The organism is Carnobacterium sp. TMP28 (assembly GCF_047553015.1).
In the GTDB taxonomy this organism is placed as follows: domain Bacteria; phylum Bacillota; class Bacilli; order Lactobacillales; family Carnobacteriaceae; genus Carnobacterium_A.
Map to the genome: position 1 here is coordinate 1491852 of NZ_CP180212.1, position 24870 is coordinate 1516721.

Sequence of the window (24870 nt, forward strand, 5' to 3'; positions counted from 1 at the left end):
TAATTCCTCCATTTTTTAATTGTTATTTTTTATTACACTTGGTAATTTAGATAATGATTCATTTCTTCTTGCTTGGTTTTTAAATAGGCCTTATTTTCTAGTTGCGCTTCTACTTGCAGCGGCACTCTTTCAACAATTGTTAGTCCGTATTTTTCCATACTTTCTACTTTTAATGGGTTATTCGTCATCAAGCGCAAGTGTGAAACGGATAAATCATCAAAGATTTGTTTAGACTCATAATACTCTCTCAAATCAGCAGGGAAACCAAGTGCTACATTAGCTTCAATCGTATTGTGCCCTTGGTCTTGAAGAGCATATGCTCTAATTTTATTCACTAGGCCGATACCACGACCTTCTTGGCGCATATACACTAAAATACCACGACCCTCTTTTGCAATTTGTTCCATTGCCGCATCTAGCTGTTGGCCACAGTCACATTTTTTAGAACCAAATACATCACCTGTTAAACATTCAGAATGAATGCGACACAAAACTGGCTTGCCATCACTAACATCCCCCATTACTAAAGCAACATGGTGTTCACCTGTAACAGCGTGCTCATAAGCATAGATTTCGAACTCACCATGTTTTGTTGGCAGTTGTGCTTTAGATTGCCTAAAGATGACTTGTTCTTTATTTTTACGGTACTCAATTAAGTCAGCAATCGTTCCTATTTTTAACTCGTGTTCTTTGGCTAAGGCCATTAAATCATTTCTTCTAGCCATTGTGCCATCTTCTTTAAGAATCTCACAACACAATCCGACTGGTTTCAAACCTGCTAATTGCATCAAATCAACCGTTGCTTCAGTGTGCCCATTTCTAGCTAACACGCCCCCATCAACCGCTTCTAACGGAAACATGTGGCCTGGTCTTCTGAAATCAGTTGGTTTTGCCTCATCCGAAACTAGTTTCATCGCCGTTAGTGAGCGCTCAGCTGCTGAGATGCCCGTGGTTGTATCTAGATGATCTACTGAAACAGTAAACGCTGTTTGGTGGTTATCCGTATTGTCTTGAATCATTTGTGGCAATGCCAATTTCTTAGTGTAGGTTTTGCTCATTGGCATGCAAATAAGTCCTTTAGCATAGCGAGCCATAAAATTCACATTTTCTGTAGTCGCAAATTCAGCTGCACAGATAATATCCCCTTCATTTTCTCGGTCTTCATCGTCTACTAATAAAATATTTTTTCCTGCTTTTAACTCATTTAGTAATTCATCAATAGTATTAAACATTCTGTCCTCCATCCTGGCCTAATAGAACCCATTTTCTTTTAAAAATCCATGTGTTACGTTAGTTTCTTTAATCGGTTCTTTTGAACTTAGTCCTAACAACTTTTCAACATACTTTCCAATCATGTCGCATTCGAGATTCACTTTATCACCTGGTTGCTTAGTCAATAGCACCGTTTCTTCGCTTGTATGCGGTATAATGGAAACTTGAAACGACTGATCGTCTACTAATACGACAGTTAGACTAACGCCATCAATCGCTATCGAACCTTTTTCAATAATGTATTTTAATACATCCGAACTTGCTTCAACCGTAATCCATACGGCATTATCATCCTGCCTGAAAGCTTTTATCTTTCCAGTTCCATCGATATGGCCACTGACCATGTGTCCTCCTAGTCTTGTCTCTAGACTTAGCGCTCGTTCTAAATTGACAGAGCTACCAGAAGTTAATTCGCCAATAGTTGTCCTTTTTAAAGACTCAGACATCACGTCCGCCTCAAAAGAATCATTTTCTATTTTTGTCACCGTTAAGCAGACACCATTAGTTGAAATACTATCTCCAATCCGAGTCCCTTGTATCACTTTTGGGCCTTTGATAGTCAGTGCTGAACTTTTTTCACCTTTTTTAATTGATTTAATCGTTCCAATTTCTTCAATAATCCCAGTAAACATCTGCTTTCCTCCCATTTAATTTCTTTTTTGATTATCTAGATAACCTTCTATTAATAAATCTTCTCCAACCATGACAGGATTTAATCGCTTTAATTGAAATGCATTTTCCAATGAGCTAATTCCTTCGCCTTCAACAACGGTCTTCGCATCTTTTCCACCAATGATTTTTGGCGAAAGATAAACGTGGACTTTATCAACAATTCCTTCTTTTAGAGCTGAAAAATTTAATGTCGCTCCACCTTCTAATAAGATACTGTCAATATTCTTGGCTCCTAATTTTTTCATCAATTCACGTAAATCAACTCTGTTATCCCGCTGAGAAAGTACAATCACTTCAATACCTTTTTTTGTTAAGGTTGCTATTTTTTCACTGCTTGCTCTACTAGTTGTTGCGACAATTGTCTTAGCTTTATCTTGCTGAGACAATACAATAGCAGCTAACGGAATTCTTAGTTGGCTATCTACGACAATTCTTAGTGGATTTTTGCCATTAGGAATTCTAGTTGTTAATTGCGGGTCATCTTTGATAATCGTATCAACGCCTACCATGATGCCGGATAATTCGTGGCGTAAATTGTGGACTCGTTTTCTCGCTGCTTCACCAGAAATCCATTGAGACTCTCCGGTTGTTGTAGCTGTTTTTCCATCCAGAGACATGGCACTTTTCATCACAACAAAAGGTTCTTTCGTGACAATATACTTAATAAAAATCTCATTTAATTGAGCTATCTCTTTTTCTAATACTCCAACACCAACAAGAATCCCCTTATTCCGAAGCCTTTCAATCCCTTTTCCTGCAACCAATGGGTTAGGATCGACCAATCCAATGACCACTCGTTTTATTTTTTTATCTACTATTAAATCAGAGCAGGGAGGTGTTTTCCCAAAGTGTGAGCAAGGTTCTAGCGTAACGTATAGCGTTGCACCAGATACTGACTCACTTGCTGATGCAATTGCATTTACTTCTGCATGTGGTTGCCCGTACTCTTCGTGATACCCTTCTCCAATCACTTTTCCATTCTTAACAAGTACAGCACCAACTAACGGATTAGGTGCTGTAAAACCTTTGCCTTTTTTGGCTAATTCTAATGCCATTTCCATATAAAATTCATCCATTTTTTTCACTCCCATCTGTATAAAAACAAAAATAAAAACCCAAAAGATTGTCTCTTCAGGGTTTTAGCGCGCTTTGAATAGAGAGTGCAACAAATAACACCGCATACTGGGTAGTCGGCTACCTTTGGACTCTTTAAACGCTGTCTTCTTTCATCCAGACTTTAACTGTCGGCTTCGGAATTTAACCGAATCTGCTTTGCAGCTCGTGGGCTTTACCACCGGTAGGGACTTACACCCTGCCCTGAAGACTATTCAATTTTTTGAAAATAGGATACAAAAAAAGCCCTAGCTAGTAAATCCAGGGCTTTTTCCATAGTCAAATAAGACGAATGTAGCATTGCTTTTTAAAAAAAGACTGTTTTTATCCATCTCAAATAAGACTTCTCTCATCATCGTTTTTTTCTGCAATTGCTTTGTCTTCTTTCATCCAGACTTTAACTGTCGGCTTCGGAATTTAACCGAATCTGCTTTGCGGCTCGTGGGCTTTACCACCGGTAGGGACTTACACCCTGCCCTGAAGACTATTTTGTTTTTATGCTATTAGACTATCTGGAAACAATAAGAATGTCAATCTTTTTTAACCGTTAGTTATTTTTTTAACCGTTAGTTATTTTGAGATTGTATCCGCTGCTTTATTTTTTTAAAACTGCGACAACTTCGATTTCACATAGACCTTTTAGTGGAAGCTCTTGAACAGCAAAACAAGTACGAGCAGGTTTATGTCCATTAAACTGTTTGCCGTAAGCTTCGTTGAACGCTTGAAAATTTTCCATTGTTGATAAATAACAAGTTGTTTTAACAACGTGCTGCAAAGAAGAACCCGCAGCTTCTAAGACAGCTGAAAGATTTTTAAACGCTTGTTCCGTTTGTTCTGTGATATTTTCTCCGACTAATTTACCTGATACAGCATCTACGCCAATTTGACCAGCTGGAAAAATAAAATCTCCGGCTTTGATAACTTGTGAGTATGGACCAATTGGTTCTGGTGCATTTTTTGTGTGAATGATTTCTAACATATTTATTCCTCCTAGTTTCTTAAACATTAGTTGTCTACAATTTAGTTGTTTATCTGAGTGTATCTACTGTGTTCGTTATTGCTTACCTTGTTCGTAAAAAATAGCCATATCTTCTTCAGGAACCATACTTCCACCTGTTGCCCATGAAATATGTGTGGCATTATCCATCTTATCAACCAAATCATTAGCCTTTAAATACTCTTGTCCAGCTGTTGATTGCAGCATCCGAATCGAGCCTGGCAAGCCCGCAACTGCCGCTGGCTCTAAATAAATGTTTTCCTGATCGATTAAAGCCGTTAGCAATTTATGCGTTTGGCTGTCTTCTAAGGTATACGATCCACTAAAGAAATCTTCTAATACTTTAGCAACAAAACCAGATGTTCGAGGGACTGCTAAGCCATCTGCAACCGTTAAGCCATCTAAACCGATGTCTTTAACGGATATCTCATTGTACTTACCAGTAATCAATCCAACAAGCATAGAGGGCACATGTGTTGGTTCAGCAAAGAAACAGTGGACATGGTCGCCATATATCTGTTTTAAGCCAAATGTAACGCCACCTGGAGACCCACCAATGCCACAAGGCAAGTAAACAAATAGAGGGTGGTCTGCATCCACTAAAATATTTTTTTCACTTAATTGTTTTTGCAATCGGCTTCCAGCAACTGTATAGCCTAAAAATAACTCACGTGAATATTCATCATCAACAAAATAGCTTTTAGCATCTAATTCAGATTGTTGGCGTCCTTTTGTTACAGCTTTAGTAAAATCAGAAGTGTGTTCAATAACAGCTACTCCTCGGCTTCTTAAAAAATCTTTTTTCCATTGTTTTGCTTCAATTGACATATGGACAATGACTTCAAAACCTAATTTAGCTCCTACTGTTCCGACACTAATTCCTAGGTTTCCTGTTGTGCCAACAGCTATTTTATAACCAGAAAAGAAACGCTTAGCTGTCTCACTTGCGAAAATAGCGTAGTCATCTGTTATCGAAGTCAATAATCCTTCTTCTAGAGCCAATTTTTCTGCATGTTTTAAAACTTCATAGATTGCTCCACGTGCTTTTATCGTTCCAGCAATTGGCAGTAAATCATCTCGTTTTAGCCAGATATTACCTGTTATTTTCCCATTGTATTCTTTTTCAAGATAAGCTTGCATATTCGGTATTTGGGTAATCGGCGATTCTATAATCCCGTTAGTCGGGACAGTATCTGGAAAAGCTATTTTCAAATAAGAAGCAAAACGTTCCAATCGAGCTTCTGCTTCTGCAATATCTGCTTTTGTAATGGAAGACTTTTCTGCTGCTTTTTCAAAGGTTTTTTTATTAGGATTAGCCCAAAATACTTCTTTTGCTGCTTTAATCTCTTCAAATAAAGGAGTCTGCTCATCTGACACTTTATTTTTCTTATCTAGTACTGCCTTTAGATTCATTCATTCTGTCTCCTTTTCCAGTTCATTTTTATTCTTTTAATAACTAGATTATTTTTATCCTCATTTGAAAGAGCAGTCGTTCTTTTCACCGCTCTTTTTATGGACTACCTAGATTTGATTATAACTGAAAGTAAATGAGTTGCAATGACTTTAACAAAATTGTAAAGGATTACACTACGGATTATTCTCTCCTCTTAAAAAAAGCCACCAAATCTCATTGTACCTAAATTAGAGACTGGATGGTTTTTTAAAAATAAATTTAGTTCGTTAATTGAATAATCCAACGATTGCGTTCCAAACTTGGCTGAAAAAATTCCCAACTTTATCAAGTAGTCCACTATCTTTAGCATCTTGAAGTGCTTCTCCAAATTTTGATTGGACTGAATCAGATAATTTTAGTAGTTGTTCTTTCACTTGTGTTGAGTCAATAGCGCTTGTTTGTTGGTATTTCTCAAACAAACTCATTAATTGATCGATTTGTTCTTGTGTGATGGCATTCTCCAATTGATTGTTTTTTAAGGCCTCATTTATGATTCGCTCAATGTCTTCTTTGGTTGCTAACTCACCTTGTTTTTCTTTTAAATCTGCTAATTCTTGTTTGATTTCAATAATCGCTTGATCAAATTTCGCAAGATCGAAATCGGTCTTCTCTGCATTCTCTTGTGCGATGTCATTTGTTGTTTCTAATTCTTTTTGAGCAACAGCCATCCGGTCTTGATCTAAGTCTTCGCCATTGACATCAAAAGCTTTATAAATCCCTGTCAAGGCACTCTCTCCAGTAACTTTCTTCACACTTGCCACAATGATTTTTGCATCGTTGACTCCTGCTGTGATCGCTGCATTGGCGTATTGATCCTGGGTAATTTGGGTAATGTTTTCTGGTGTCTCGATGGTTACTTCTACACCTTTACCTGAATTTTCTTTTTGGACTAAAACAGACGAAATCATATTCGCCGTATCTCCTGACCCTTCTTTTAAGTACTGAATTAAATCTTCGCCTGTTACAGTAACACTTGCTACATTTTCAGGATTTTTTATACCTAGTAATTTTTCTGTTTCACTCATTTGATTATCGGATAAACCTCCTCCATATACAACTGTTGGTTTCCCCCATTTTTCATCTATTACGGTTGTGTCAACATCACCTGACGCAGCTAATGCGCGTGAGGGCAAAACAGAAGCAGTTGCTCCTATAAAACTAATCGACGCAACGAGTGCAATACTGACCTTTTTAAGCTTATTCATTGTTGTTCCAACCTCCATGTTTCTTGATTTATTTTCTTTCCTTCCTTCATTTTACACCACATCCATTTCGTTTGTCTCCTACTTAAGTCGGAATTCTCTTTTTTGGCTTGGTAAAAAATAAAAAATCAAAAGAAATATAGCTTTTTTTAGCGCTATATTTCTTTTGATTTTTTAACATATTCTGTTTAATTGCCCTCTTTAACTGTTGCAGAACTAACTGTATATCCTTTATCCGTCACTATTTTTTTGATTTTACTTATATCTGAACTGTCCATTTGAATGACGACTTGAGTGATAGTGTTTTGTCGATAAACGGCAATTTGATTGATACTAATATGCTCGTCAGCCAGGATATTGGTAATATCTTTTAGAATGCCAGAATGATCGTCTTTGATGTCGATAACGATTCGACTGCCTTTATTGTTGTATCCCATGACATCAATAAAAGCTCTAAATAGATCTTTATCTGTAATAATCCCAATAATCTTATCGCTATCTTCAACTACTGGCAATACACCAACTTCATCTTTTAACATCAAATCAGCAGCTTCTTCTAGTAGATTATCCGCTCCGATAGTACTCACTTTTTTATGCATAATGTCTCCGACAGTCGTCTTTGTCAATAAATAGTTCATTTCGTGAATGCTCAAACTGGTAGCCGTTGATGGGGAATTTTCTTGAATGATCTCTTCAGTAATTAACCCAATCATTTTGCCTTTTCGTACAACTGGTAGACGATGAAAGTTATGTTCTTTCATGATATCAAGCGCTTCTAAAACTTTTGTCTCTTCAGAAACCGTTCTAACGTTCGATGTCATATAATTTTTTACATTCATTGCACTTATCCTCCTAAATAGGCTTTTTGTACATCATCACTAGCCAATAATTCCTTGCCTGTTCCACTTTGTACAACTCTTCCAGTCTCTAGTACGTAGCCTTGTTGGGCTATTTCTAAGGCTACTTTAGCATTTTGTTCGATGAGTAGAACGGTTGTGCCTTGAGCATTGATCATCTTGATGATGGCGAATATTTCCTTAATAAAAATAGGAGCGAGTCCCATTGAAGGCTCATCTAATAGCAATAACTTAGGACGAGACATCAACGCTCTGCCCATAGCTACCATTTGTTGTTCTCCACCGGATAAAGTAGCCGTGTCTTGTTTTTTTCGTTCTTCCAAAATAGGAAATCGTTCAAATACCATTTTCAAATCTTTTTGTATTTCAGTTTTATCTTTACGAAGAAAAGCGCCCATTTCTAAATTTTCAAGAACAGTCATCCCTCCAAAAACATGACGTCCTTCTGGAACTTGAGAAATACCTAGTTCAACAATCTTCTTTGTAGATTCTTTTTGAATCGGCTTGCCTTGATAGAGAATCTCGCCTGAAGTTGCTCGATGTAATCCGGATATCGCTTTGAGAATTGTAGACTTACCTGCCCCGTTAGCTCCAATTAGTGAAACAATTTCACCTTCTTTTACCTGGAAACTGACTTCTTTTGTCGCTTGTATGACGCCATAATGAACGGTTAATTTCTTGACTTCTAACATTGCTACTCACCACCTAAATAAGCTTTAATAACCGCTTGATTGTTTTTTATTTCTGCTGGTGTTCCGTGAGCAATCATCCGGCCGTATTCCAACACATAAATTCGCTCGCAAACGTTCATAACTAAAGACATATCATGTTCGATTAATAAAATCGTAATTTCAAAGTCTCTTTGAATTTGGCGAATTAAAGCGGTTAGATCAGCTGTTTCTTGTGGATTCATTCCAGCTGCAGGTTCATCTAAAAACAAAATTTTTGGTTTCGTTGCTAGTGCGCGAACAATCTCTAAGCGCCTTTGTTCCCCATAAGGTAAATTCTTAGCTAGTTCAGCTACTTTATCTTCTAAATTAAAAATAGTCAGTAATGCAATCGCGTCTTTTTTCATTTTTTCTTCAGACTGATAAAAATGAGGTGTACGGACTATACCAGCTAATGCCCCGACTTTATTTTTTGCATGCATGCCAATTAAAACATTGTCTAATACGGTTAGATTTTTGAATAATCGAATATTTTGAAAGGTTCGGCCTAAGCCCATATCTGTAATATTATAGGTCTTTTTTCCAATTAAGGATTGTTTTTTACCTTTGATTTCTAAATCAATCCTGCCTTCTGTTGGTTGATAAACTCCTGTTAATAAATTAAACAACGTTGTTTTACCCGCTCCATTTGGTCCAATCAACCCGACTAATTCGTTGGGATGAAGTTCCATAGACACCATTGAAACAGCTGCTAAGCCACCAAAATTTTTAGTTAATTTTTTCACTTCTAATAAACTCATTTGGTTTCCTCCTTTTTAGTAGGAGTTTTCATTTTCTTTTTTTTCATTACAGCAGAAATCATAAACTCTTTTGTTCCAAATAATCCTGAGGGCTTGAAAATCATAATAGCAATCAAAGCTAGTGAGTAAAGAATCATCCGTAATTGTCCAAAAGGTTGTAAAAAGACATTAATAATACCTAAAACAATAGCGGCAATAACACTACCGGTGACACTTCCTAATCCACCAAAAACAACAATGATCAAAATATCAATTGATTTCATAAAAGTAAAATCTGCTGGGCGAATAACACTAAAGTAAGAAGCATGTAAACCACCTGCGACAGCTGCTGTTGCTGCGCCGATCACAAAAGCAATCGTTTTGTATTTAGTCGTATTGATTCCCATCGATTCAGCAGCGATTTCATCTTCACGAATCGCAATGGTTGCTCTTCCAGCACTACTTTTAATGTAGTTGACTACAATAATCAGTGTTATTACCACAAAAATGAACGCTAATTGCCAGGTGGTTAGATAAGGAATATCACTTAATCCAGCTGCACCGTTTGTTAGACTCCCCATATTCAAAATAGCAATGCGAATAATTTCAGCTACTCCTAAAGTAGCAATGGCTAGATAATCGCCTTTTAATCGCAAAGTTGGGATTCCAACAAGTAATGCAACTACTCCTGCAATGACTGCTCCTAATAAAATCCCAGCAAATAAACCGACTAGTGTTGGGATTTTGATTGTCATAATGGCTGTACAATAAGCTCCAATCGCCATAAAACCTGCATGACCTAAAGAAAATTGTCCAGAAAAACCGATAATTAAATTTAATCCCACTGCTAAAATAATATTGATTAAGATTGTCATTAATGTAATTTCATAAAAAGCATCAATAATACCGAAAGAAACAAGCAGTTGAGTAGCAAGAAAGGCGACTAGGATAAAAATGAGCCAGCCAAGATTGGTTTTATTTAGTTGCTTCATTTTTAGCACCTACACTTTCTCTTTTTTATTTTTGCCTAATAAGCCAGTTGGTTTGACGATTAAAATGATAATTAGAATAAGGTAAACGACAGCATCTTTAATCAATGAACTACCGTATCCACTTATTAATGTTTCAATAATACCAATGGCAAATCCTCCAACTAACGCACCTGGAATAATGCCAATTCCACCTAAAACAGCGGCGATAAAAGCTTTTAATCCCGGTGCAACACCCATCAAAGGATCAATCGAATTGTAATACATCCCAACTAATACGCCAGCCGCGCCAGCTAATGAAGAACCTAAAATAAAGGTAAAGGAGATGACATTGTCTACGTTTATTCCCATTAATCTAGCCGCGTCCGCATCTGTGCTAACCGCTCTCATCGCTTTGCCCATTTTAGTTTGCTTAACGATAAACTGCAACGCTACCATCAAAATAATCGTTGTTAAAAAAATTGTGATTTGTGTTTGATTGATTTGGATATTTCCAACGAAATAGACTTTATTTTCAATAACTTGCGGGAAAGCCCGTACTTGCGGTCCGACAATATAAATCATGACATTTTGCAATAAAAACGATACACCGATCGCTGTAATTAAAGCTGCGACACGTGTGGCCTTTCTTAGTGGTTTGTAAGCGATGCGTTCAATCAGCGCACCTAACAAAGCACAAAAGGCCATTGAAATGATGAGTGAAGGGATTAACCCAAGCTGAAAGGTATGGATAGTAGCATAACCGACAAAAGCACCGACCATGTAAATTTCACCGTGAGCAAAATTGATTAACTTAATAATGCCATATACCATCGTATATCCAAGAGCAATTAAAGCATAAATGCTTCCTAATGAAAGCCCGTTAATTAATTGCTGAATAAAATTTTCCATAAGGCTCCTCTTTTCTCCTAAAATTAAAAAGATGCAAAGCTACATTCAGCCTGCACCTTTTTTAATCGTTTCTTGTTTATTTAGGTTTTACTTCAGTACCACCAGCTTCTTTACCGTCTTGTAATTCAATGACAAATACTGATTTTACTGGATTATGGTTTTCGTCAATAGAGAAGTTACCTGTGATTCCGTTGAAGTCCGTCACTTTTTCAAGAGCTTTAGCAACCTCTTGAGGATCTGAGCTATCGGCTTCTTCAATCCCTTGTTTTGCCAAGTAGACAGAATCATACGCTAGTGCAGCAAAAGCGTCAGGTGCGATATCGTATTCATCGGTATACGCTTTGATGAAATCTGTGATTTTCTTTTCTTTATTGTTTAATGAGAAATGAGCTGAGTAATAAACATCTGAAACATTTTCTTCGCCAGCTAAATCTAGTAACGCTTGGTTACTAAACCCATCAGCTCCTAAAATTGGTTGTTCGATACCCATTTCACGTGCTTGCTTGATGATTAAACCTGCTTGCTCATAATAAGCGGGCATATAGATGACATCAAAGTCTTTGTCTTTGATTCGAGTCAAAATAGCGTTAAAGTCCGTATCATCAGCTGTAAAGTTTTCATCAGCGACAATTTCACCAGCATATGAGTTTTTGAAAGATTTTGTTAACCCGATAGCGTAATCACTCGAACTATCACCGATGATGACCGCTTTTTTAGAACTTAAGCTTGTTTCAGCAAATTCTGCCAAAGCTACTCCTTGAAAAGAATCTTGGAAACCCGTTCTAAAAACGAATGGTTGAACGTTGCCTTTACTATCTAATGTTAACCCATCATCTGTTCCTGAGGGTGTGATCATAGCTACTTTTGCTCTCGTAAGAGAAGGGGTTGCTGATTTTGTTGCTCCACTGGTTGCAGGTCCTACAATAAGAGATACTTTTTCTTGTGTTGCTAATTTAGTGGCTACACTGGCTGACTCTGTTGTATCAGATTTATTATCTAATTCGACATAGTCTAATTTCTTATCTAAAACGCCACCAGCTGCATTGATTTCTTTAATCGCTAGTTGAACACCTTTTGATTCTGCCGTTCCATATGCGGAAACAGGACCGGTTAATTCGAAATTCCCACCGATTTTAATTGTATCGGCATCCTTCGTGTTTTCTTTTGTACCACAAGCTGTGGTAAATAATGCCAATGCTGCAAGGCCTACAATTAATTTTTTCATTTGGTTTCCTCCTATATGGTTTTTTAGCTTCTTCTCAACTAATCTTAAAAATAGATAATAATTACATTAGAATTTGGTAAGAGTTGCTAATGTCTAATAGTATAGAATATTCTGACAATTTAAGCAACCGTTTATTTACTTTTTTTTATTCTTTTATTTTTTGCATAAAAAAAACAGAATAGAGACTAAGATTCTAGCCATTCTGTCTTTTGTAGTTTCTTATTTTCCTAACTCGACCGTATTTTTATTGGTTACTTTAAACGTTTCTCCTTTTTCCATTTGAATGTGGCCTGTACTATAAGGTTTGCCTGCTACTGTTAGGTAGACCTCATTTACATTATAATACCCACCTATTGTATTAACGAGACTTTGTATAATCATTGTTTCAAAGGCTGTACCAGCATTCATTTCAGATATTAGTTCCTTTGAAAAATCAACGTATACATAGCCATCTTTATTTAAATACAAACTTAAGATTTTAGTATTTTTAGAAAGGACATTTCCGACTTGATCATTAGGGACTTCTTTATAAACTGCTTCAATTCTTTTTCTTGTAACATCATTTGTTTTAAACGCCACTTGCTTATCCATGTAAGACAGTGTTGCTCCATCCGAATTAGGATAATAAAAGCGAATTGTTTGGGTTAAAGGAATCTCATTGATTTCACTTAATGTTGAGCTAACAGTGTAACTATCTGATGAAAACACACTTTTTATTAATCCGATATTAAGGGCATAATAACTTACTTCCTTATCTTCTGCTCCTTGAGTTGTCACTTCCAAGGCATCAAATGTGCCTACTGGAGTCGTGATAGACGTTTGGATAGATGTGATGGAACTCGTGCGCTCGCCACTACCTTTCCAACTTGTTCCAACCTTTATCGGCCCTTTTATTTGGATCTCTCTTTCATCATTCTCACTAGATTGTTTTCGCTCAAGCCAATTTTCTCTGCTATACGTTTCTTCTTGCTTTAAAAGAATGCTCAACTGATTTTGTTCTAAGGCAATTACTTTGACTACTTCGGTTCCACCGTTGTTTGTTCTCGTTTGCTTGCGATTAGTTGCTTCGTAATCTGTAAAAACAGTGTAACTTGCGTATTCATTCCCTTCTCCTACATAGACGTATTCTTTATTGGCCGTTTTAGGAAAGTAATCCGTTACTTGGTTTTCAATTGCTTCTTCTTTAGAATCCTCTAAAGAAGTTGAGCTCTGCGTAATAGAAGAATCAACGTCTTCACTTGAGACTTTCGATTCTTTAGAGCTGTCTGTCACTTGATTTTGACTGGAAACTGATTCGCTAACAACGGAATCCTCTGTCTCAAAAAATCGGCAGGAAGATAAAACAAATCCTATTGCTAATAAACTAAATAAACTAGCGATTTTTTTCATTATTTCCTCCTTCTTTCTTTTTTATTTCTATCTTTACTCTATTATATCACCTAGTGTAAGCGTTATCTATTCAATGTATGTTTAATTCGTTTATTAGTGCGTTCATCGCTATCTTTGCTCACTTATTTGTTGTTTATTAATCAAAAAAATAAGTGGTGCCTTTAATTTTTAGTCTGGGTTCTATTTTTTGTAACATCTCTCTTATTTTTAACTTTTTTTACTAAAGACTCTTGCATTTTAGTATCAAATCTCTGTATGATAGGGGTTATCAGACCTTGTTTGTTGAAAGGTCACTTGAAAAGTGAGTGGATAATGTTGAAAAGTCCTTATCGCATTGGTATGCGTACAATTAAAACAGGAATTGCTGTAGCTTTATGTATGATTTTTTTCCACTATACAAATAGGGGAACACCGGCCTTAGCGGCTTTAGCGGCTGTTTTTTCTTTGAGAGCAGACTGGAGAACAAGTTTTAATTTTGGAAGAAACCGAATCTTTGGAAATGCAGTCGGTGCGATTCTTGCAACTGCATTAGTATTATTTCAGACAGCAACAGGAAATCAATTTATTCTTGAAATCATTGGTGTGTCTATTGGGCAAATGCTGGTTATTATTATTTGTGACCGATTAAACTATCATGATGGGATCATCGGGGGCACAGCTACTTATATGATTACTTATTTTACTATTCCAATGAATGCTACTTACATTTATGGTCTTAATCGGGTTCTTGATACCGTCATAGGCAGTATCATTGCGATTTTAGTAAACATTGTACTTTCTGCTTATGTGCTTGAAAAAATCAAGGCTAGTCGTTTTTTTCCTAAAAACACTATTGAAATAGACTAAAGAAAAAAACTAGTCTAGCCTTTTATAGGCTGCACTAGTTTTTTTGCTTATTTAATTGATTTACTCATTACTTACCTACTCTTTATACCTATGCCGATTGCTTTTACTTTATTTATAATTAGCCAGTTTCCGCCTCTAAATGTTTATAAAAGTGAACGTTTCTTGGGTGTTCTTAATAATCTAAGACCGTTTAGAATGACAACTAGTGTGCTTCCTTCATGAATAATGACACTAATTGTGATATCCGCTAATCCAATTAAGCTAACGACTACCAAAAAGGTTACAACGAGCATAGAAAAGATAATATTTTGCCAAATAATCTGTTTCATTTTTAAAGAAACTTTATGCGCATTCACTAATTTAGACAAATCATTTTTCATCAAAACTAAATCAGACACATCTACTGCAACATCTGTTCCATCACCCATAGCAATTCCGATATCTGCCTTAACAAGAGCAGGTGCATCGTTTACGCCATCTCCTACCATCGCAGTTATCCCATACTTGGCTTTTTGCTTATCAATAATCGCTGACTTATCTTCGGGCATAACATTAGCGATAACTTCGTCTATCCCTAATGCTTTACCAACCGCTTGTCCTGTCATCTGAGAATCTCCAGTAATCAATGTTGTATGAATACCTAAATTTTTAAAATAATCAATCGTTGCTTTAGCTTCTAGACTGGGGATATCCATTAAACCAATTAGACCAATAACTTGTTCATCTTCTGCTACATATACAACAGTCTTGCCCATAGATGCCCAGTCTGTATTTAATTGACTGTATTCATCAGAAACGACTTTAAAAGAAGTTGGCTTTCCAATCCGATAATTTTTCCCCTGATACTCACCTGTTAAACCTTTACCGATTTGATTGATCACATTGATATCTATCTTATTTTTTTCATCGTATTTTTCTAAAATAGCATTAGCTAAAGGATGATTAGATTTTTTTTCAAGAGCTACAATGATATCTACTATCTTAGTACGATCAATAGAATCATTAAAATAGTCATCCGTCACTTCTGGTTTTCCACGAGTAAGCGTACCTGTTTTATCAAAAGCAATCGCCTTAATATCCGCTAGTTGTGACAAATACGTACTTCCTTTCGAAAGAACTCCTGTTTTTGCAAGAGTAGACGTTGCAGATAAAGTCACAGAAACAGTACTGGCTGCCAGTGCACAAGGCGAAGCTGCTACGAGTAAAACTAATCCTCTATAGATACTTTCTGACCATGTCCAGTCCGATAAAAGAGGCGCTACTAACATAACTAAAGGAATAGCAAGCAGTACAAATGTAACGTATTTAGGTTCAAATTTTTGGATAATACTAGCTGCTTTTGTTTGATTCCCCTGATTTTGATTGACTAACTGTAAAATTTTTGAGAATACCGTATCTTTATTTTCTTTCGTAACTTCCATTGAAAAAGTACTTGTTCCATTTATTGTACTTCCGAAAACAAGATCACCTTTAGTTTTTTCTTTAGGCATACTCTCACCATTAATAGCAGACTCATCAATCGTCGTTGTTCCTGATAAAATAATGCCATCAATCGGAACTTGTCCCCCATTTAAGACTTGTAGCTGATCGCCAACTTTTAGTTCTTCAACGTCCACAACCTTGATTGCTCCATCGGGCATAATAAATCTGGCCGTTGTTGGATTCATTTCCATCAACTTCGTTATTTCTCTCTTGCTCTTGCCTTCAGCGTAATCTTCGAGGAAATGAGCACCAGAAAAGATAAGAATTAAAAGCGCTCCTTCCCAAAATTCCCCGATTAATGAAGCACCAATTGCAGCTAATCCCATTAAAATATGGGAGTTGGGAGTGAATTTTTGATTGTTTTTAGTGCGTTCAATCGTTTCTTTTAATCCTTCAGCAACAATGACGTGATAGCCTGCTGTAACAATCGCTATTAAAAATAAACTATTTTGTAGTCCTTCATAGTTTTCATTTAATACCAAAGCAATGAGCGATAAAACTAAACCAACAAAATAGAGATAAACAGGTGCTTTCCCATGATTGTGCTGATGATCGTGGTTTTGTTCTTCGTGAGAATGTCCTTCGTGAGACTGTTCTTTTTTAATTTTATCCATTTTTATCACCCTTCTTAACAAAAGCTAGCATTAGTTTTGATAGCGTAATGATTACGCCTTACATATGAACGCTTATTCATATGTCTAGTATATAATGCTTTAACTTATTTGTCAAAAATACTCAAATAACTTTATTGCTTACTTTTAATAGGTAACAGAAAAATCCAATCGATACTATTAACATAGGAATGAATCGTAAGCTTTCAGTGAAGAATATTCCAGTAAATCTGGCAATAAATGGCAATCGTATAAGGTATTGTTCATTTATTCTGTTCTTTTCAGTCTTCTTTATTCTAACGAATGCTTCTTCATCTGCCTTTTTTGGTCAAAAAAACAGTCAACAAGAGGCACAAATAGCCCTCGTTGACTGTCTTAAGATACTCTTTTCAGCCTTTTTAATCCACTGATTTTAAAGCTTCTATCATATCGATATTTTTTAGTTTAACGTGCATAGCGTACATAACAATTCCTGAGAACACTAACGTCAATAACGCTGAGTAACCATAGCTTAATAGTCGAATATCTGGACTAAACATCAACATATCTATTTCAGCCGTTTGCAAAACAAAGCTGTGCAAGAGTGCGCCTAATCCTGATCCCACGACAATTCCCATAAGCGATAAAATAATGTTTTCTCGGTAAATATACGTCGTTACCTCTTTATCATAAAATCCTAGAACTTTTATAGTGGATAGTTCTCTGATTCGTTCTGAAACGTTGATATTCGTTAGGTTATAAAGTACTACAAACGCCAGTAAACCTGCTGAAATAATCAACACCAGTGTAACAATAGCTAAACTAGCTGTTGTATCATCTACCGCACTACTGACTTGACTGACAAAACTAACAGCTGCTACGTTCGGTTGAGCTGTTAAATCACTGCCTAATTTATCTTCAAAAGCTTTACTTGCTTGATACATTAGCAGTTGCGTGTTGTAAGCAGGTTTTTTCCCCACTAATTTTCTATAAGAATCATTTGTCATAAAGACATAATGACCGGCATAATTTTCAGCAACTTGCTTGATTACCATATCAATTTTTTTGTTGTCTTCATCTTTCAAGGTAATCGTATCGCCGATACTTAAATCAACTAATTTAGCTAGTTTTTCAGTGACGATGACTCCCTCTTCTGGTAAAGAGTACACCTCACCTGACTTGCGATCATTTAAAAGAAGGTACTTGGACAATTCTTCTTTTTCTTCTGGAACAAAAACGGTTACGTCTTGTGTATTTACGTCTTCTTTTGAAACAGTGTAATTTTCTTGTAAAACATTCATGTTATTCGTGATACTTGTTTGAGAGTCAATAAAGTCTTGGTACTGTTCTTTTTCTTCTTCGATTGCCTCTTTATTAAAAGCAACAATGGCGTCATACTTCATTAATTTTCCATATTGTAAACTTGAAATATCAGCAATAGAATCAGACAAACCAAATCCAGTTAAAATTAACGCTGTACAACCAGCAACCCCTAAAACAGTCATCAACATCCGTTGTTTGTAGCGGAATAAGTTGCGAGCTGTTACTTTTTGAATGAAGCCCATTCGCTTCCAAACAAATGAAAGGCGCTCTAAGAAAATCCGTTTTCCTATTTTTGGTGCTTTAGGACGCATCAATGTTGCGGCGTTACTTTGCAAAGCCACTCTTGTAGCTGCATACGCTGCGGCAACGGTACTCAAAATAGCTATGACAAACGAAATAACACCATAACTGATATAGTAGGTAATTCGAATATCTGGCATATTGTACAATGAACCGTATGCATTAAAGATTACTCCAGGGAAAACTTGATACCCAATTACTAGACCAATTATTGTTCCTAATACACTTGCAAGTGACGCATAAACAAGGAACTTTTTAGCGATATCTCTATTGGTATAGCCTAAGGCCTTTAATGTCCCAATCTGTAAACGTTGCTCGTCTACCATTCTTGTCATAGTTGTCAAGGAAACTAATGCGGCTATCAAGAAGAAGAAAACTGGAAATACTTGAGCAATGGCAGATATTCGTTCTGCGTTATCGCTATACTCTTTGTAGCCTGGATTAGCACTACGATCAAAAACAAAGTATTCTGGTGTTGCAAGATCTGCTAACTCTTGTCTTGCTGACAATAAATCTGCTTCACCGTCTGCAATTTCTTCTAAGGCTTCTTTGTTTTTCTTTTCAAACTCTTTTGCGGCCTTATCGTATTCAGCTTGCCCTTCATCTAATGATATTTTTGCTTTAGCTAATTCAGCTTTCCCTTTAGCCTCTTCTATTTTTAGTGTTTCTCTCCCTTGAACTAATTGGTTTTCACCTTCAATTAATTCAGTTTCTGCTTCTTGAATCGCTTGTCTGCCTTCGTTAATTTTCTGCTGATTTTCAGCAATCTCATTTTCTGCAGCAGTGAATTGTTCTCTAGCACTTGCTTTTTGTTGTTCAAAAGATGCTTTCGCTTCATTTAATTGAACTTGAGCAGCCTCTAATTCCGCTTGCTTACTAGTTAACTCAGCTTCACTAGCTTGGAGAGACTCGCGTTGTTTAGTTAATTCGGCCTGACTTTGTTTAATCGTTTCTTTCCCTGTAGCCAAATCCTTTTTACCCGCTTCGATTGCTGCTTTCCCTTGTGTTATCTCTTGTTGTGTAGGAAGTGAACTTGTGATAACGGATAAAGACGATTGAACAGAATCAGCTGAGAGTTCATTTGCAAAGAAACCATTCAGTTGTTGCTTTAAATTTGTTCCAAAATTAGCGTCTACCTCTTGGGCTGCTGCGAGTCCTTTTGCTTTTTCATCCCCTGTAATTGAAGCAACTGGTTTTTGGATAATCGCTTTAATTGAATTAACTCGATCTACATTCTTTTGACTTTGCTCAAGTTGTTGTTCTTTGGTTATGAGCTCTTGCTCGCCTTGTGTTAGTTGATTTAACTTATCGTTAATGGTTGCTTGACCAGCTTCAATTGCTTGTTTGCCTTGATTAATTTCTGCTTTAGATTCATTTATTTTTTCAAAGCCATCAGTCAATTTTTGCTGATTAGCCGTTATTTCTTGTTCACCAGCTGCTAATTCTGCCTCGGCTGATTTTTCTTCTTGCTCAAAAGCTTGCTTACCTTTATCTAGTTCGGCTTGACCTGCTTGTAAATTTGCTTTTTGAGTTGTTAATTCTTTTTTTCCATCACTAATTTTTTTGCTGTTCTTATCTAGTTCAGCTTGTGCATTACTGATTTCTTTTTCAACTGTTGCCAGACCTTCTTGATAATCTTTTGAACCTTTTTCCAGTTCTATTTTAGCTTCATTTAATTTTTTTTGCCCATCTGCTAACTTTTCTTTTGCTTCATCAATCTCTTTTTGCCCTTTATCGATTTCAACTTGTGCTTCTTTTTGGATACTTGCTAACCTGTTTTGTGGCAAAGATTTTGTCATGCTTTCAATTTCAGATTTGTATTTATCAACTTTTTCTTCATATTTTTCTGAATAAGCTAGCAATGACTTTGTATCTGAAAAAGTTAAGTACGCTTCTGTATAAACATCCATATCAAAATCTTCATCTAAGATAACTGCAAATCCATCTAATGTTCCTTTTCCTACCGTGCTATTTCCTCGAGTAAAGTTTTCAATATATTGAGGACTGTTTACAAAACCCACTATTTTATAACTCGTCATATTTAGTTTATCAGATAATGGATTTTCGTCGTCATCTGTCGTTAAATCGATTTGATCTCCTAGAGAATACTGCGACGTATAGATTTCCGTCGCATCTAAGGCAATTTCACCAGATTTTTCAGGTAACCTCCCTGATATAATCGCGTATTGATTTGATTTTTCAGCTGCATTTTCAGGGTAACTAAACACTTTAGTAACTAATGCGCTATCTTCTAAGATGACATCTTGGCTGTATGCCCCACGGACAGTCGCATTTTCTACTGACTGAAGTTGATTGATATCATATTCTTCTAGACCATAAGTTGATACTACTTTAAGATCCATTAAATTTTTCTCGCGATAATACTGGTCCGCTGTATCAATCATATCAGGACCAGTAGCTTTAATTCCAGCAAAAAAGGCAACACCTAAAGTGATAATCGCAAATATGGATAGAAAACGACCTTTTGATTTCCATATTTCTTTAAAAATATCTTTCCATAATGCTTTCTTTTTCATTTTATCTCTCCCCCCTTACCATTCAATATCTGCTACGGCTGTAGGATTAGGGTTCAATGTAATTTTACGTACTTTAGCATTATTAATTTCAATGATACGATCGGCCATTGGTGCTATAGCTTGGTTATGTGTAATAACGATAACCGTGGTACCTGTATTGATACAGGTATCCTGTAGCAATTTTAGGATTTGTTTACCTGTTTCGTAATCTAATGCCCCTGTTGGTTCATCACAAAGCAGTAATTTAGGCTGCTTAGCTAATGCACGAGCAATCGCTACACGCTGTTGTTCGCCTCCAGATAATTGTGCTGGAAAATTATCTAACCGTTGACCTAATCCAACTTGACGCAAGACTTCCTCAGCATCTAATGCATTTTTTGATATTTCTGCGGCTAATTCAACATTTTCTTTCGCTGTTAAATTGGGAACTAGATTATAGAATTGGAAAACAAATCCCACGTCATCTCTTCTGTATTTCGTGAGTTGCTTTTTACTAAACTGAGCAATATCTACACCATCGACTTTAACTTTGCCTTCGTCAGCTTGATCCATTCCACCTAAGATGTTTAATACCGTTGATTTACCAGCTCCACTAGGGCCAACAATGACAGCGAATTCACCTTGTTTAATATCAAAAGAAATCCCATCATTAGCAGCAATGACTGTATCCCCCATTTTGTATCGTTTATACTCATCAATTATTTCTACAAAAGCCATTTCTATCCCTACATTTCTATTATTCATTTTTTATGATAGTCATAATTGTATCATAGGCTTGTTAAAAAGATGACTATTCTGACTTTTTAATAGCTGGATTCCATTAAAGAATACACGTAAATTTTTATGCTCAACTAGCTATTAGATAACTTGCTCTACTTTAAAAAAACTGATACAGACACAAAATGATTTGAATTACGTCAAGATGGACTGTATTTGTTATGGTTAGCATAACTATGTCATGTATGTGGGTCTACAGTCTAAGCTTGTTAAGGAATATAGTATACCAAAAAGGAGGAACATTATGAAAGTAAAAGATGAACTAGTAGAAGAAGTTTATGTAAAATTTAATGTTTAGGCCATTTAAAACAATCTGTCCTCTATAAGGATTTCTTTTAAAAAAATTAATCTTTCAATTTTAAAAATAGAGCGACTAATATATAAATACATTAGTCGCTCTATTTGTTCTGATTATTCTTAGTCTAAGCCGATGAACTCGCCTGTTTTAGCATCGATTAAGGCATCATCATTGCCTTGGCCACTACCTTGTAAGTCTATTTCGTAATAAACTGTTCCATTTTCACTATCTAGTGCCCAATCTTTAGCATAACCTTTTCCTACTTTTTCAAGAGCCACTTTCATTGCTTCTTGAGGTGTAATAAGGCCTTCTAGAACTAAACTATCATCATCAATTAAATCATCTTTATTTTCTGTTTTTTGCTTAGAAATTTCTCCAGACATTGTATCAATAGATAACTCTATTTCTTGTAATTCGTTAAATCCTTCAATTTCATAGACATAATTGGCAAAATTTTTGTCTAAATTAATAGAAACAATTTGAGCATCCGGATAAGTTTCTTTAAAGATTTCTACTGCTTGCTCCATACTTACATCAAATTCCTTATTTTCTATACCTTTTGTTGAAGTACTCATTTGATTACTTGATTGCATCGGAGTGACCATAGCATCATCTTGAGAGTCATTGTCGCACGCTACTAATATGAAAGAAGTTGCTAACGTTGCTGCTATTATTGCCGCTTTTTTACTTGTCATCTTATTCATTTGTTTTCCTCCAGTTTTTTTGGTGCTAAAATAATTTTTATCTCAACCATGAATACTTGAGAGCTTCATTTAACTTTCTTCTCTATATTTTCATTGTATAATAGGTCTCACTTTTTCCATACAATAACGCCTCATCTTTTATACTGTGAGAGAAAAAAATCAGTCGTATAGGATAAATTTTATCCTGTATGACTGATTCCTATTTTTTTAATGAAGCAACCTACTTTTTTTATGCCTCTTTATTTAATTGGCTATGCTTATTTCCATATAAGAAATAAATAGCTAGACCTAATGCAACCCAAATAATAAACATCATCCAAACAGATAAAGATAATTGGAACATCAAGTATACACAGACCACAATAGACAGAATCGGAAAGAAGGGAACCCAAGGAACTTTAAATTCTCCTGGTTTTGGTTGCCCATATTCTTTTCTTAATTTTAAAATACCCGCTGCGATGATAACGAATACCATTAATGTAACGATATTGGTTACTGCTGCTAATTGGTCTAAAGGAACGATTCCTGCTAATGTAGCAGATAAAAGACCAACTATGAGTGTAGCATTGTAAGGTGTTTTGGTTTTCTCATTGACATGACTCAATCCAATAGGCAATAATCCATCCCGACTAATCACATAAATCAGACGAGTTAATCCATAAGTCATTGAGATTAGAACAGTTAATAACGTTAGAATCGCTCCTATAGAAATCATTCCTGCAATAAAATTGTGCCCAATGAATCGCATAGCAAAGGCTACTGGATCTTTTACATTTAATTGCGTATAAGGAACTAACCCCGTTAATACTAATGTGACGCCTATATATAAGACGGTCGCAATGCCAAGAGAGCCGATTATTCCTCTTGGTATATCCCTTTGAGGATTTTTGACTTCTTCAGCTGCCGTACTAACTGCATCAAAACCCAAGAAAGCAAAGAAAACAATCGCTGCACCAGACGTTACACCTTTTAAACCAAAGGGCATAAAAGGCGTCCAGTTAGCTGGCTTCACATAAAACATTCCGATTAAAATAAATAAGGCAATTAAACTGAATTTTATACTAACCATAATATTATTTAAGCGTAAAGCTTTTTTGGCTCCTTGTGTAACCAAATAAGTCACTAATAATGTAATAACAATTGCAATCACATCAATATACGTTCCATTTGCTTGATTATAAGAAGCCCGCAATGCTTGTGGAAAGTAAACTCCTATTCCCTCTAGAAAACCATGAACGTAGCCAGACCAACCAGAAGCAACAGAGGCATTGGCTAATAAATACTCACAAATTAATAACCAACCCACTAACCAGCCAAATAGTTCACCGAAAATAGTGTAAATATATCCGTATGCACCTCCACCGATGGGAACTCTAGAAGCAAATTCTGCGTAGCATAAAGCGGATAAGATGCATGAAAATGCGGCAATAACAAACGAAACAATTAATGCTGGACCTGCTGTATTCGCTGCTGCAGTACCTGTGATAACGAAAATTCCCGTCCCAACAATTGCACCTAGACCTAACAAAATTAAATCTACCGTCTTTAATTCTTTTCTCAATAGTGATTGTGCAAATGATGCTGTATTTAATGGTTTTTTACGAAAAAGATTCATTCTTCAACCTACCTTGTCTCTTATGATTTCAAATAGCCTAAAACAATACCTCCGATAATAACGAAGACACAACCTATGATAATGTATCTAAATTCACGTTTGGATTTGGTTTCTCCAAGAAACCAGATTCCACCTAATGTAGAAATGATAATACCCATTTGTGATAAAGAAAAACTAACTGCTAATCCAATAGCTTTCATTGAAATCAGCATAAAAATATTTCCTACTCCCCATATCAGACCAGTAAGAATATTGCGTGCAGTATACTGATTCCAAACTTGTTCTTTTCTAGAAAAGAACAACGCGCCAATCACCATACCAATGGACTGTGGTAAAATAACTGCTAAGGCATCTACACCTGAAGCATTGATGGTAATCGTATAAAAAGCATACCCTAAAGTAGATAGCCCCAATGCTTTCATCCAAGCCTTTTTAACTGAGGCAGCTTCGTCACCTGAATCTTTCTGGTCACTCACCGTTGTGAACCTGACACCGACAATTAAAAACGCTAATGCTAGAATACCTAAAAAAAGATCTCGGCTACTGGTCCATTCACGAAACAATAAAACTCCTGCTAATGTATTTGCCATCAGTTGTAAACCAGTGGAAACAGGCAATGTATTTGATACTCCCATTAATTTCATAGATTGAAACTGTTTATTTTGACCAAGCGTCCAAAATAAACCGGATACCATTCCAACAGTCATAATGGTCACTTCAAAAGCCGGCTGATAAACAACGTAAGCTCCTATAGCAAAAATAAATGACCCAATCGTCATACCTAGGGTTTGCTGCTGTGCTGTCCCACCAAGTTTCCCACTGACTAAACCAATACTACCCCAGGCAAAAGCTGGAATCAAAGCAAGTAAGATCTCCATGACACTCCTCTTT

20 protein-coding genes and 2 riboswitches are annotated in these 24870 nt (G+C 36.1%); of the genes, 1 reads left to right on the forward strand and 19 read right to left on the reverse strand.

Annotated elements, in window-relative coordinates:
• Positions 1-32: 32 nt before the first annotated feature.
• The 13 genes from ACMHYH_RS07120 to ACMHYH_RS07180 form a co-directional block, all read right to left on the reverse strand.
• On the reverse strand, positions 33-1232 hold the full coding sequence (locus tag ACMHYH_RS07120) for a bifunctional 3,4-dihydroxy-2-butanone-4-phosphate synthase/GTP cyclohydrolase II (protein WP_414838718.1): 1200 nt from the start codon (positions 1230-1232) through the stop codon (positions 33-35).
• Between the two features lie 18 nt (positions 1233-1250).
• Entirely contained in the window at positions 1251-1904 is a 654-nt protein-coding gene (locus tag ACMHYH_RS07125; protein ID WP_414838719.1) for a riboflavin synthase, read from the reverse strand.
• A gap of 15 nt (positions 1905-1919) precedes the next feature.
• Positions 1920-3020: a bifunctional diaminohydroxyphosphoribosylaminopyrimidine deaminase/5-amino-6-(5-phosphoribosylamino)uracil reductase RibD gene (gene ribD, locus ACMHYH_RS07130; RefSeq protein WP_414838720.1), complete on the reverse strand. Its 1101-nt coding sequence runs from the start codon at positions 3018-3020 to the stop codon at positions 1920-1922.
• Positions 3021-3158: 138 nt separating this feature from the next.
• Positions 3159-3273, reverse strand: a riboswitch (FMN riboswitch).
• Between the two features lie 158 nt (positions 3274-3431).
• Positions 3432-3546, reverse strand: a riboswitch (FMN riboswitch).
• A gap of 106 nt (positions 3547-3652) precedes the next feature.
• A complete protein-coding gene (locus ACMHYH_RS07135) occupies positions 3653-4036 on the reverse strand; it encodes a RidA family protein (protein WP_414838721.1) in 384 nt (127 codons plus the stop codon).
• Between the two features lie 75 nt (positions 4037-4111).
• A complete protein-coding gene (locus ACMHYH_RS07140; protein ID WP_414838722.1) occupies positions 4112-5467 on the reverse strand; it encodes a D-serine ammonia-lyase in 1356 nt (451 codons plus the stop codon).
• 267 nt (positions 5468-5734) lie between these two features.
• Positions 5735-6712: a DUF1002 domain-containing protein gene (locus tag ACMHYH_RS07145; RefSeq protein ID WP_414838723.1), complete on the reverse strand. Its 978-nt coding sequence runs from the start codon at positions 6710-6712 to the stop codon at positions 5735-5737.
• Between the two features lie 185 nt (positions 6713-6897).
• The gene (locus tag ACMHYH_RS07150; protein ID WP_414838724.1) at positions 6898-7548 is read right to left on the reverse strand and encodes a CBS domain-containing protein; all 651 of its coding nucleotides are present in this window, start codon (positions 7546-7548) and stop codon (positions 6898-6900) included.
• Positions 7549-7553: 5 nt separating this feature from the next.
• Positions 7554-8258: an ABC transporter ATP-binding protein gene (locus tag ACMHYH_RS07155; protein WP_414838725.1), complete on the reverse strand. Its 705-nt coding sequence runs from the start codon at positions 8256-8258 to the stop codon at positions 7554-7556.
• A gap of 2 nt (positions 8259-8260) precedes the next feature.
• Entirely contained in the window at positions 8261-9034 is a 774-nt protein-coding gene (locus ACMHYH_RS07160; protein WP_414838726.1) for an ABC transporter ATP-binding protein, read from the reverse strand.
• Positions 9031-10005 carry a branched-chain amino acid ABC transporter permease gene (locus tag ACMHYH_RS07165; protein WP_414838727.1) on the reverse strand — a complete coding sequence of 325 codons (975 nt, stop codon included), beginning with the start codon at positions 10003-10005 and terminating at the stop codon, positions 9031-9033. Before ACMHYH_RS07165 ends, ACMHYH_RS07160 begins: the two co-directional genes overlap by 4 nt.
• Before the next feature lie 9 nt (positions 10006-10014).
• A complete protein-coding gene (locus ACMHYH_RS07170; protein WP_414838728.1) occupies positions 10015-10893 on the reverse strand; it encodes a branched-chain amino acid ABC transporter permease in 879 nt (292 codons plus the stop codon).
• A 76-nt stretch (positions 10894-10969) separates the two neighbouring features.
• On the reverse strand, positions 10970-12118 hold the full coding sequence (locus ACMHYH_RS07175; protein ID WP_414838729.1) for an ABC transporter substrate-binding protein: 1149 nt from the start codon (positions 12116-12118) through the stop codon (positions 10970-10972).
• Positions 12119-12337: 219 nt separating this feature from the next.
• Positions 12338-13507: a GerMN domain-containing protein gene (locus tag ACMHYH_RS07180; protein WP_414838730.1), complete on the reverse strand. Its 1170-nt coding sequence runs from the start codon at positions 13505-13507 to the stop codon at positions 12338-12340.
• A 339-nt stretch (positions 13508-13846) separates the two neighbouring features.
• Between ACMHYH_RS07180 and ACMHYH_RS07185 the strand changes: the two genes are divergently transcribed.
• Positions 13847-14353 (forward strand): FUSC family protein, encoded by a 507-nt coding sequence (locus ACMHYH_RS07185; protein WP_414838731.1) that lies wholly within the window; start codon positions 13847-13849, stop codon positions 14351-14353.
• 143 nt (positions 14354-14496) lie between these two features.
• On the opposite strand, the gene ACMHYH_RS07190 is transcribed toward ACMHYH_RS07185, so the two are convergent.
• The 6 genes from ACMHYH_RS07190 to ACMHYH_RS07215 form a co-directional block, all read right to left on the reverse strand.
• Positions 14497-16449 (reverse strand): heavy metal translocating P-type ATPase, encoded by a 1953-nt coding sequence (locus tag ACMHYH_RS07190; protein ID WP_414838732.1) that lies wholly within the window; start codon positions 16447-16449, stop codon positions 14497-14499.
• 395 nt (positions 16450-16844) lie between these two features.
• Complete coding sequence (locus ACMHYH_RS07195) at positions 16845-20585, reverse strand: FtsX-like permease family protein (RefSeq protein WP_414838733.1); 3741 nt, start codon at positions 20583-20585, stop codon at positions 16845-16847.
• Positions 20586-20600: 15 nt separating this feature from the next.
• Positions 20601-21302, reverse strand: a complete 702-nt coding sequence (locus ACMHYH_RS07200) for an ABC transporter ATP-binding protein (RefSeq protein ID WP_414840364.1) — start codon at positions 21300-21302, stop codon at positions 20601-20603.
• Between the two features lie 477 nt (positions 21303-21779).
• The gene (locus tag ACMHYH_RS07205) at positions 21780-22364 is read right to left on the reverse strand and encodes a PepSY domain-containing protein (RefSeq protein WP_414838734.1); all 585 of its coding nucleotides are present in this window, start codon (positions 22362-22364) and stop codon (positions 21780-21782) included.
• A gap of 229 nt (positions 22365-22593) precedes the next feature.
• Positions 22594-23979, reverse strand: a complete 1386-nt coding sequence (locus tag ACMHYH_RS07210) for an amino acid permease (RefSeq protein WP_414838735.1) — start codon at positions 23977-23979, stop codon at positions 22594-22596.
• A 20-nt stretch (positions 23980-23999) separates the two neighbouring features.
• The gene (locus ACMHYH_RS07215; RefSeq protein WP_414838736.1) at positions 24000-24857 is read right to left on the reverse strand and encodes a GRP family sugar transporter; all 858 of its coding nucleotides are present in this window, start codon (positions 24855-24857) and stop codon (positions 24000-24002) included.
• Positions 24858-24870 lie beyond the last annotated feature (13 nt).

What these genes read in the sequence shown, in the direction of transcription:
- ACMHYH_RS07160 (WP_414838726.1), bottom strand. Translation starts at nt 9,034, where the DNA reads ATGAGTTTATTAGAAGTGAAAAAATTAACTAAAAATTTTGGTGGCTTA.
- ACMHYH_RS07190 (WP_414838732.1), bottom strand. Translation starts at nt 16,449, where the DNA reads ATGGATAAAATTAAAAAAGAACAGTCTCACGAAGGACATTCTCACGAA.
- ACMHYH_RS07200 (WP_414840364.1), bottom strand. Translation starts at nt 21,302, where the DNA reads ATGGCTTTTGTAGAAATAATTGATGAGTATAAACGATACAAAATGGGG.
- ACMHYH_RS07150 (WP_414838724.1), bottom strand. Translation starts at nt 7,548, where the DNA reads ATGAATGTAAAAAATTATATGACATCGAACGTTAGAACGGTTTCTGAA.
- ACMHYH_RS07215 (WP_414838736.1), bottom strand. Translation starts at nt 24,857, where the DNA reads ATGGAGATCTTACTTGCTTTGATTCCAGCTTTTGCCTGGGGTAGTATT.
- ACMHYH_RS07180 (WP_414838730.1), bottom strand. Translation starts at nt 13,507, where the DNA reads ATGAAAAAAATCGCTAGTTTATTTAGTTTATTAGCAATAGGATTTGTT.
- ACMHYH_RS07135 (WP_414838721.1), bottom strand. Translation starts at nt 4,036, where the DNA reads ATGTTAGAAATCATTCACACAAAAAATGCACCAGAACCAATTGGTCCA.
- ACMHYH_RS07185 (WP_414838731.1), top strand. Translation starts at nt 13,847, where the DNA reads ATGCGTACAATTAAAACAGGAATTGCTGTAGCTTTATGTATGATTTTT.
- ACMHYH_RS07140 (WP_414838722.1), bottom strand. Translation starts at nt 5,467, where the DNA reads ATGAATCTAAAGGCAGTACTAGATAAGAAAAATAAAGTGTCAGATGAG.
- ACMHYH_RS07170 (WP_414838728.1), bottom strand. Translation starts at nt 10,893, where the DNA reads ATGGAAAATTTTATTCAGCAATTAATTAACGGGCTTTCATTAGGAAGC.
- ACMHYH_RS07155 (WP_414838725.1), bottom strand. Translation starts at nt 8,258, where the DNA reads ATGTTAGAAGTCAAGAAATTAACCGTTCATTATGGCGTCATACAAGCG.
- ACMHYH_RS07125 (WP_414838719.1), bottom strand. Translation starts at nt 1,904, where the DNA reads ATGTTTACTGGGATTATTGAAGAAATTGGAACGATTAAATCAATTAAA.
- ribD (WP_414838720.1), bottom strand. Translation starts at nt 3,020, where the DNA reads ATGGATGAATTTTATATGGAAATGGCATTAGAATTAGCCAAAAAAGGC.
- ACMHYH_RS07195 (WP_414838733.1), bottom strand. Translation starts at nt 20,585, where the DNA reads ATGAAAAAGAAAGCATTATGGAAAGATATTTTTAAAGAAATATGGAAA.
- ACMHYH_RS07165 (WP_414838727.1), bottom strand. Translation starts at nt 10,005, where the DNA reads ATGAAGCAACTAAATAAAACCAATCTTGGCTGGCTCATTTTTATCCTA.
- ACMHYH_RS07120 (WP_414838718.1), bottom strand. Translation starts at nt 1,232, where the DNA reads ATGTTTAATACTATTGATGAATTACTAAATGAGTTAAAAGCAGGAAAA.
- ACMHYH_RS07205 (WP_414838734.1), bottom strand. Translation starts at nt 22,364, where the DNA reads ATGAATAAGATGACAAGTAAAAAAGCGGCAATAATAGCAGCAACGTTA.
- ACMHYH_RS07145 (WP_414838723.1), bottom strand. Translation starts at nt 6,712, where the DNA reads ATGAATAAGCTTAAAAAGGTCAGTATTGCACTCGTTGCGTCGATTAGT.
- ACMHYH_RS07175 (WP_414838729.1), bottom strand. Translation starts at nt 12,118, where the DNA reads ATGAAAAAATTAATTGTAGGCCTTGCAGCATTGGCATTATTTACCACA.
- ACMHYH_RS07210 (WP_414838735.1), bottom strand. Translation starts at nt 23,979, where the DNA reads ATGAATCTTTTTCGTAAAAAACCATTAAATACAGCATCATTTGCACAA.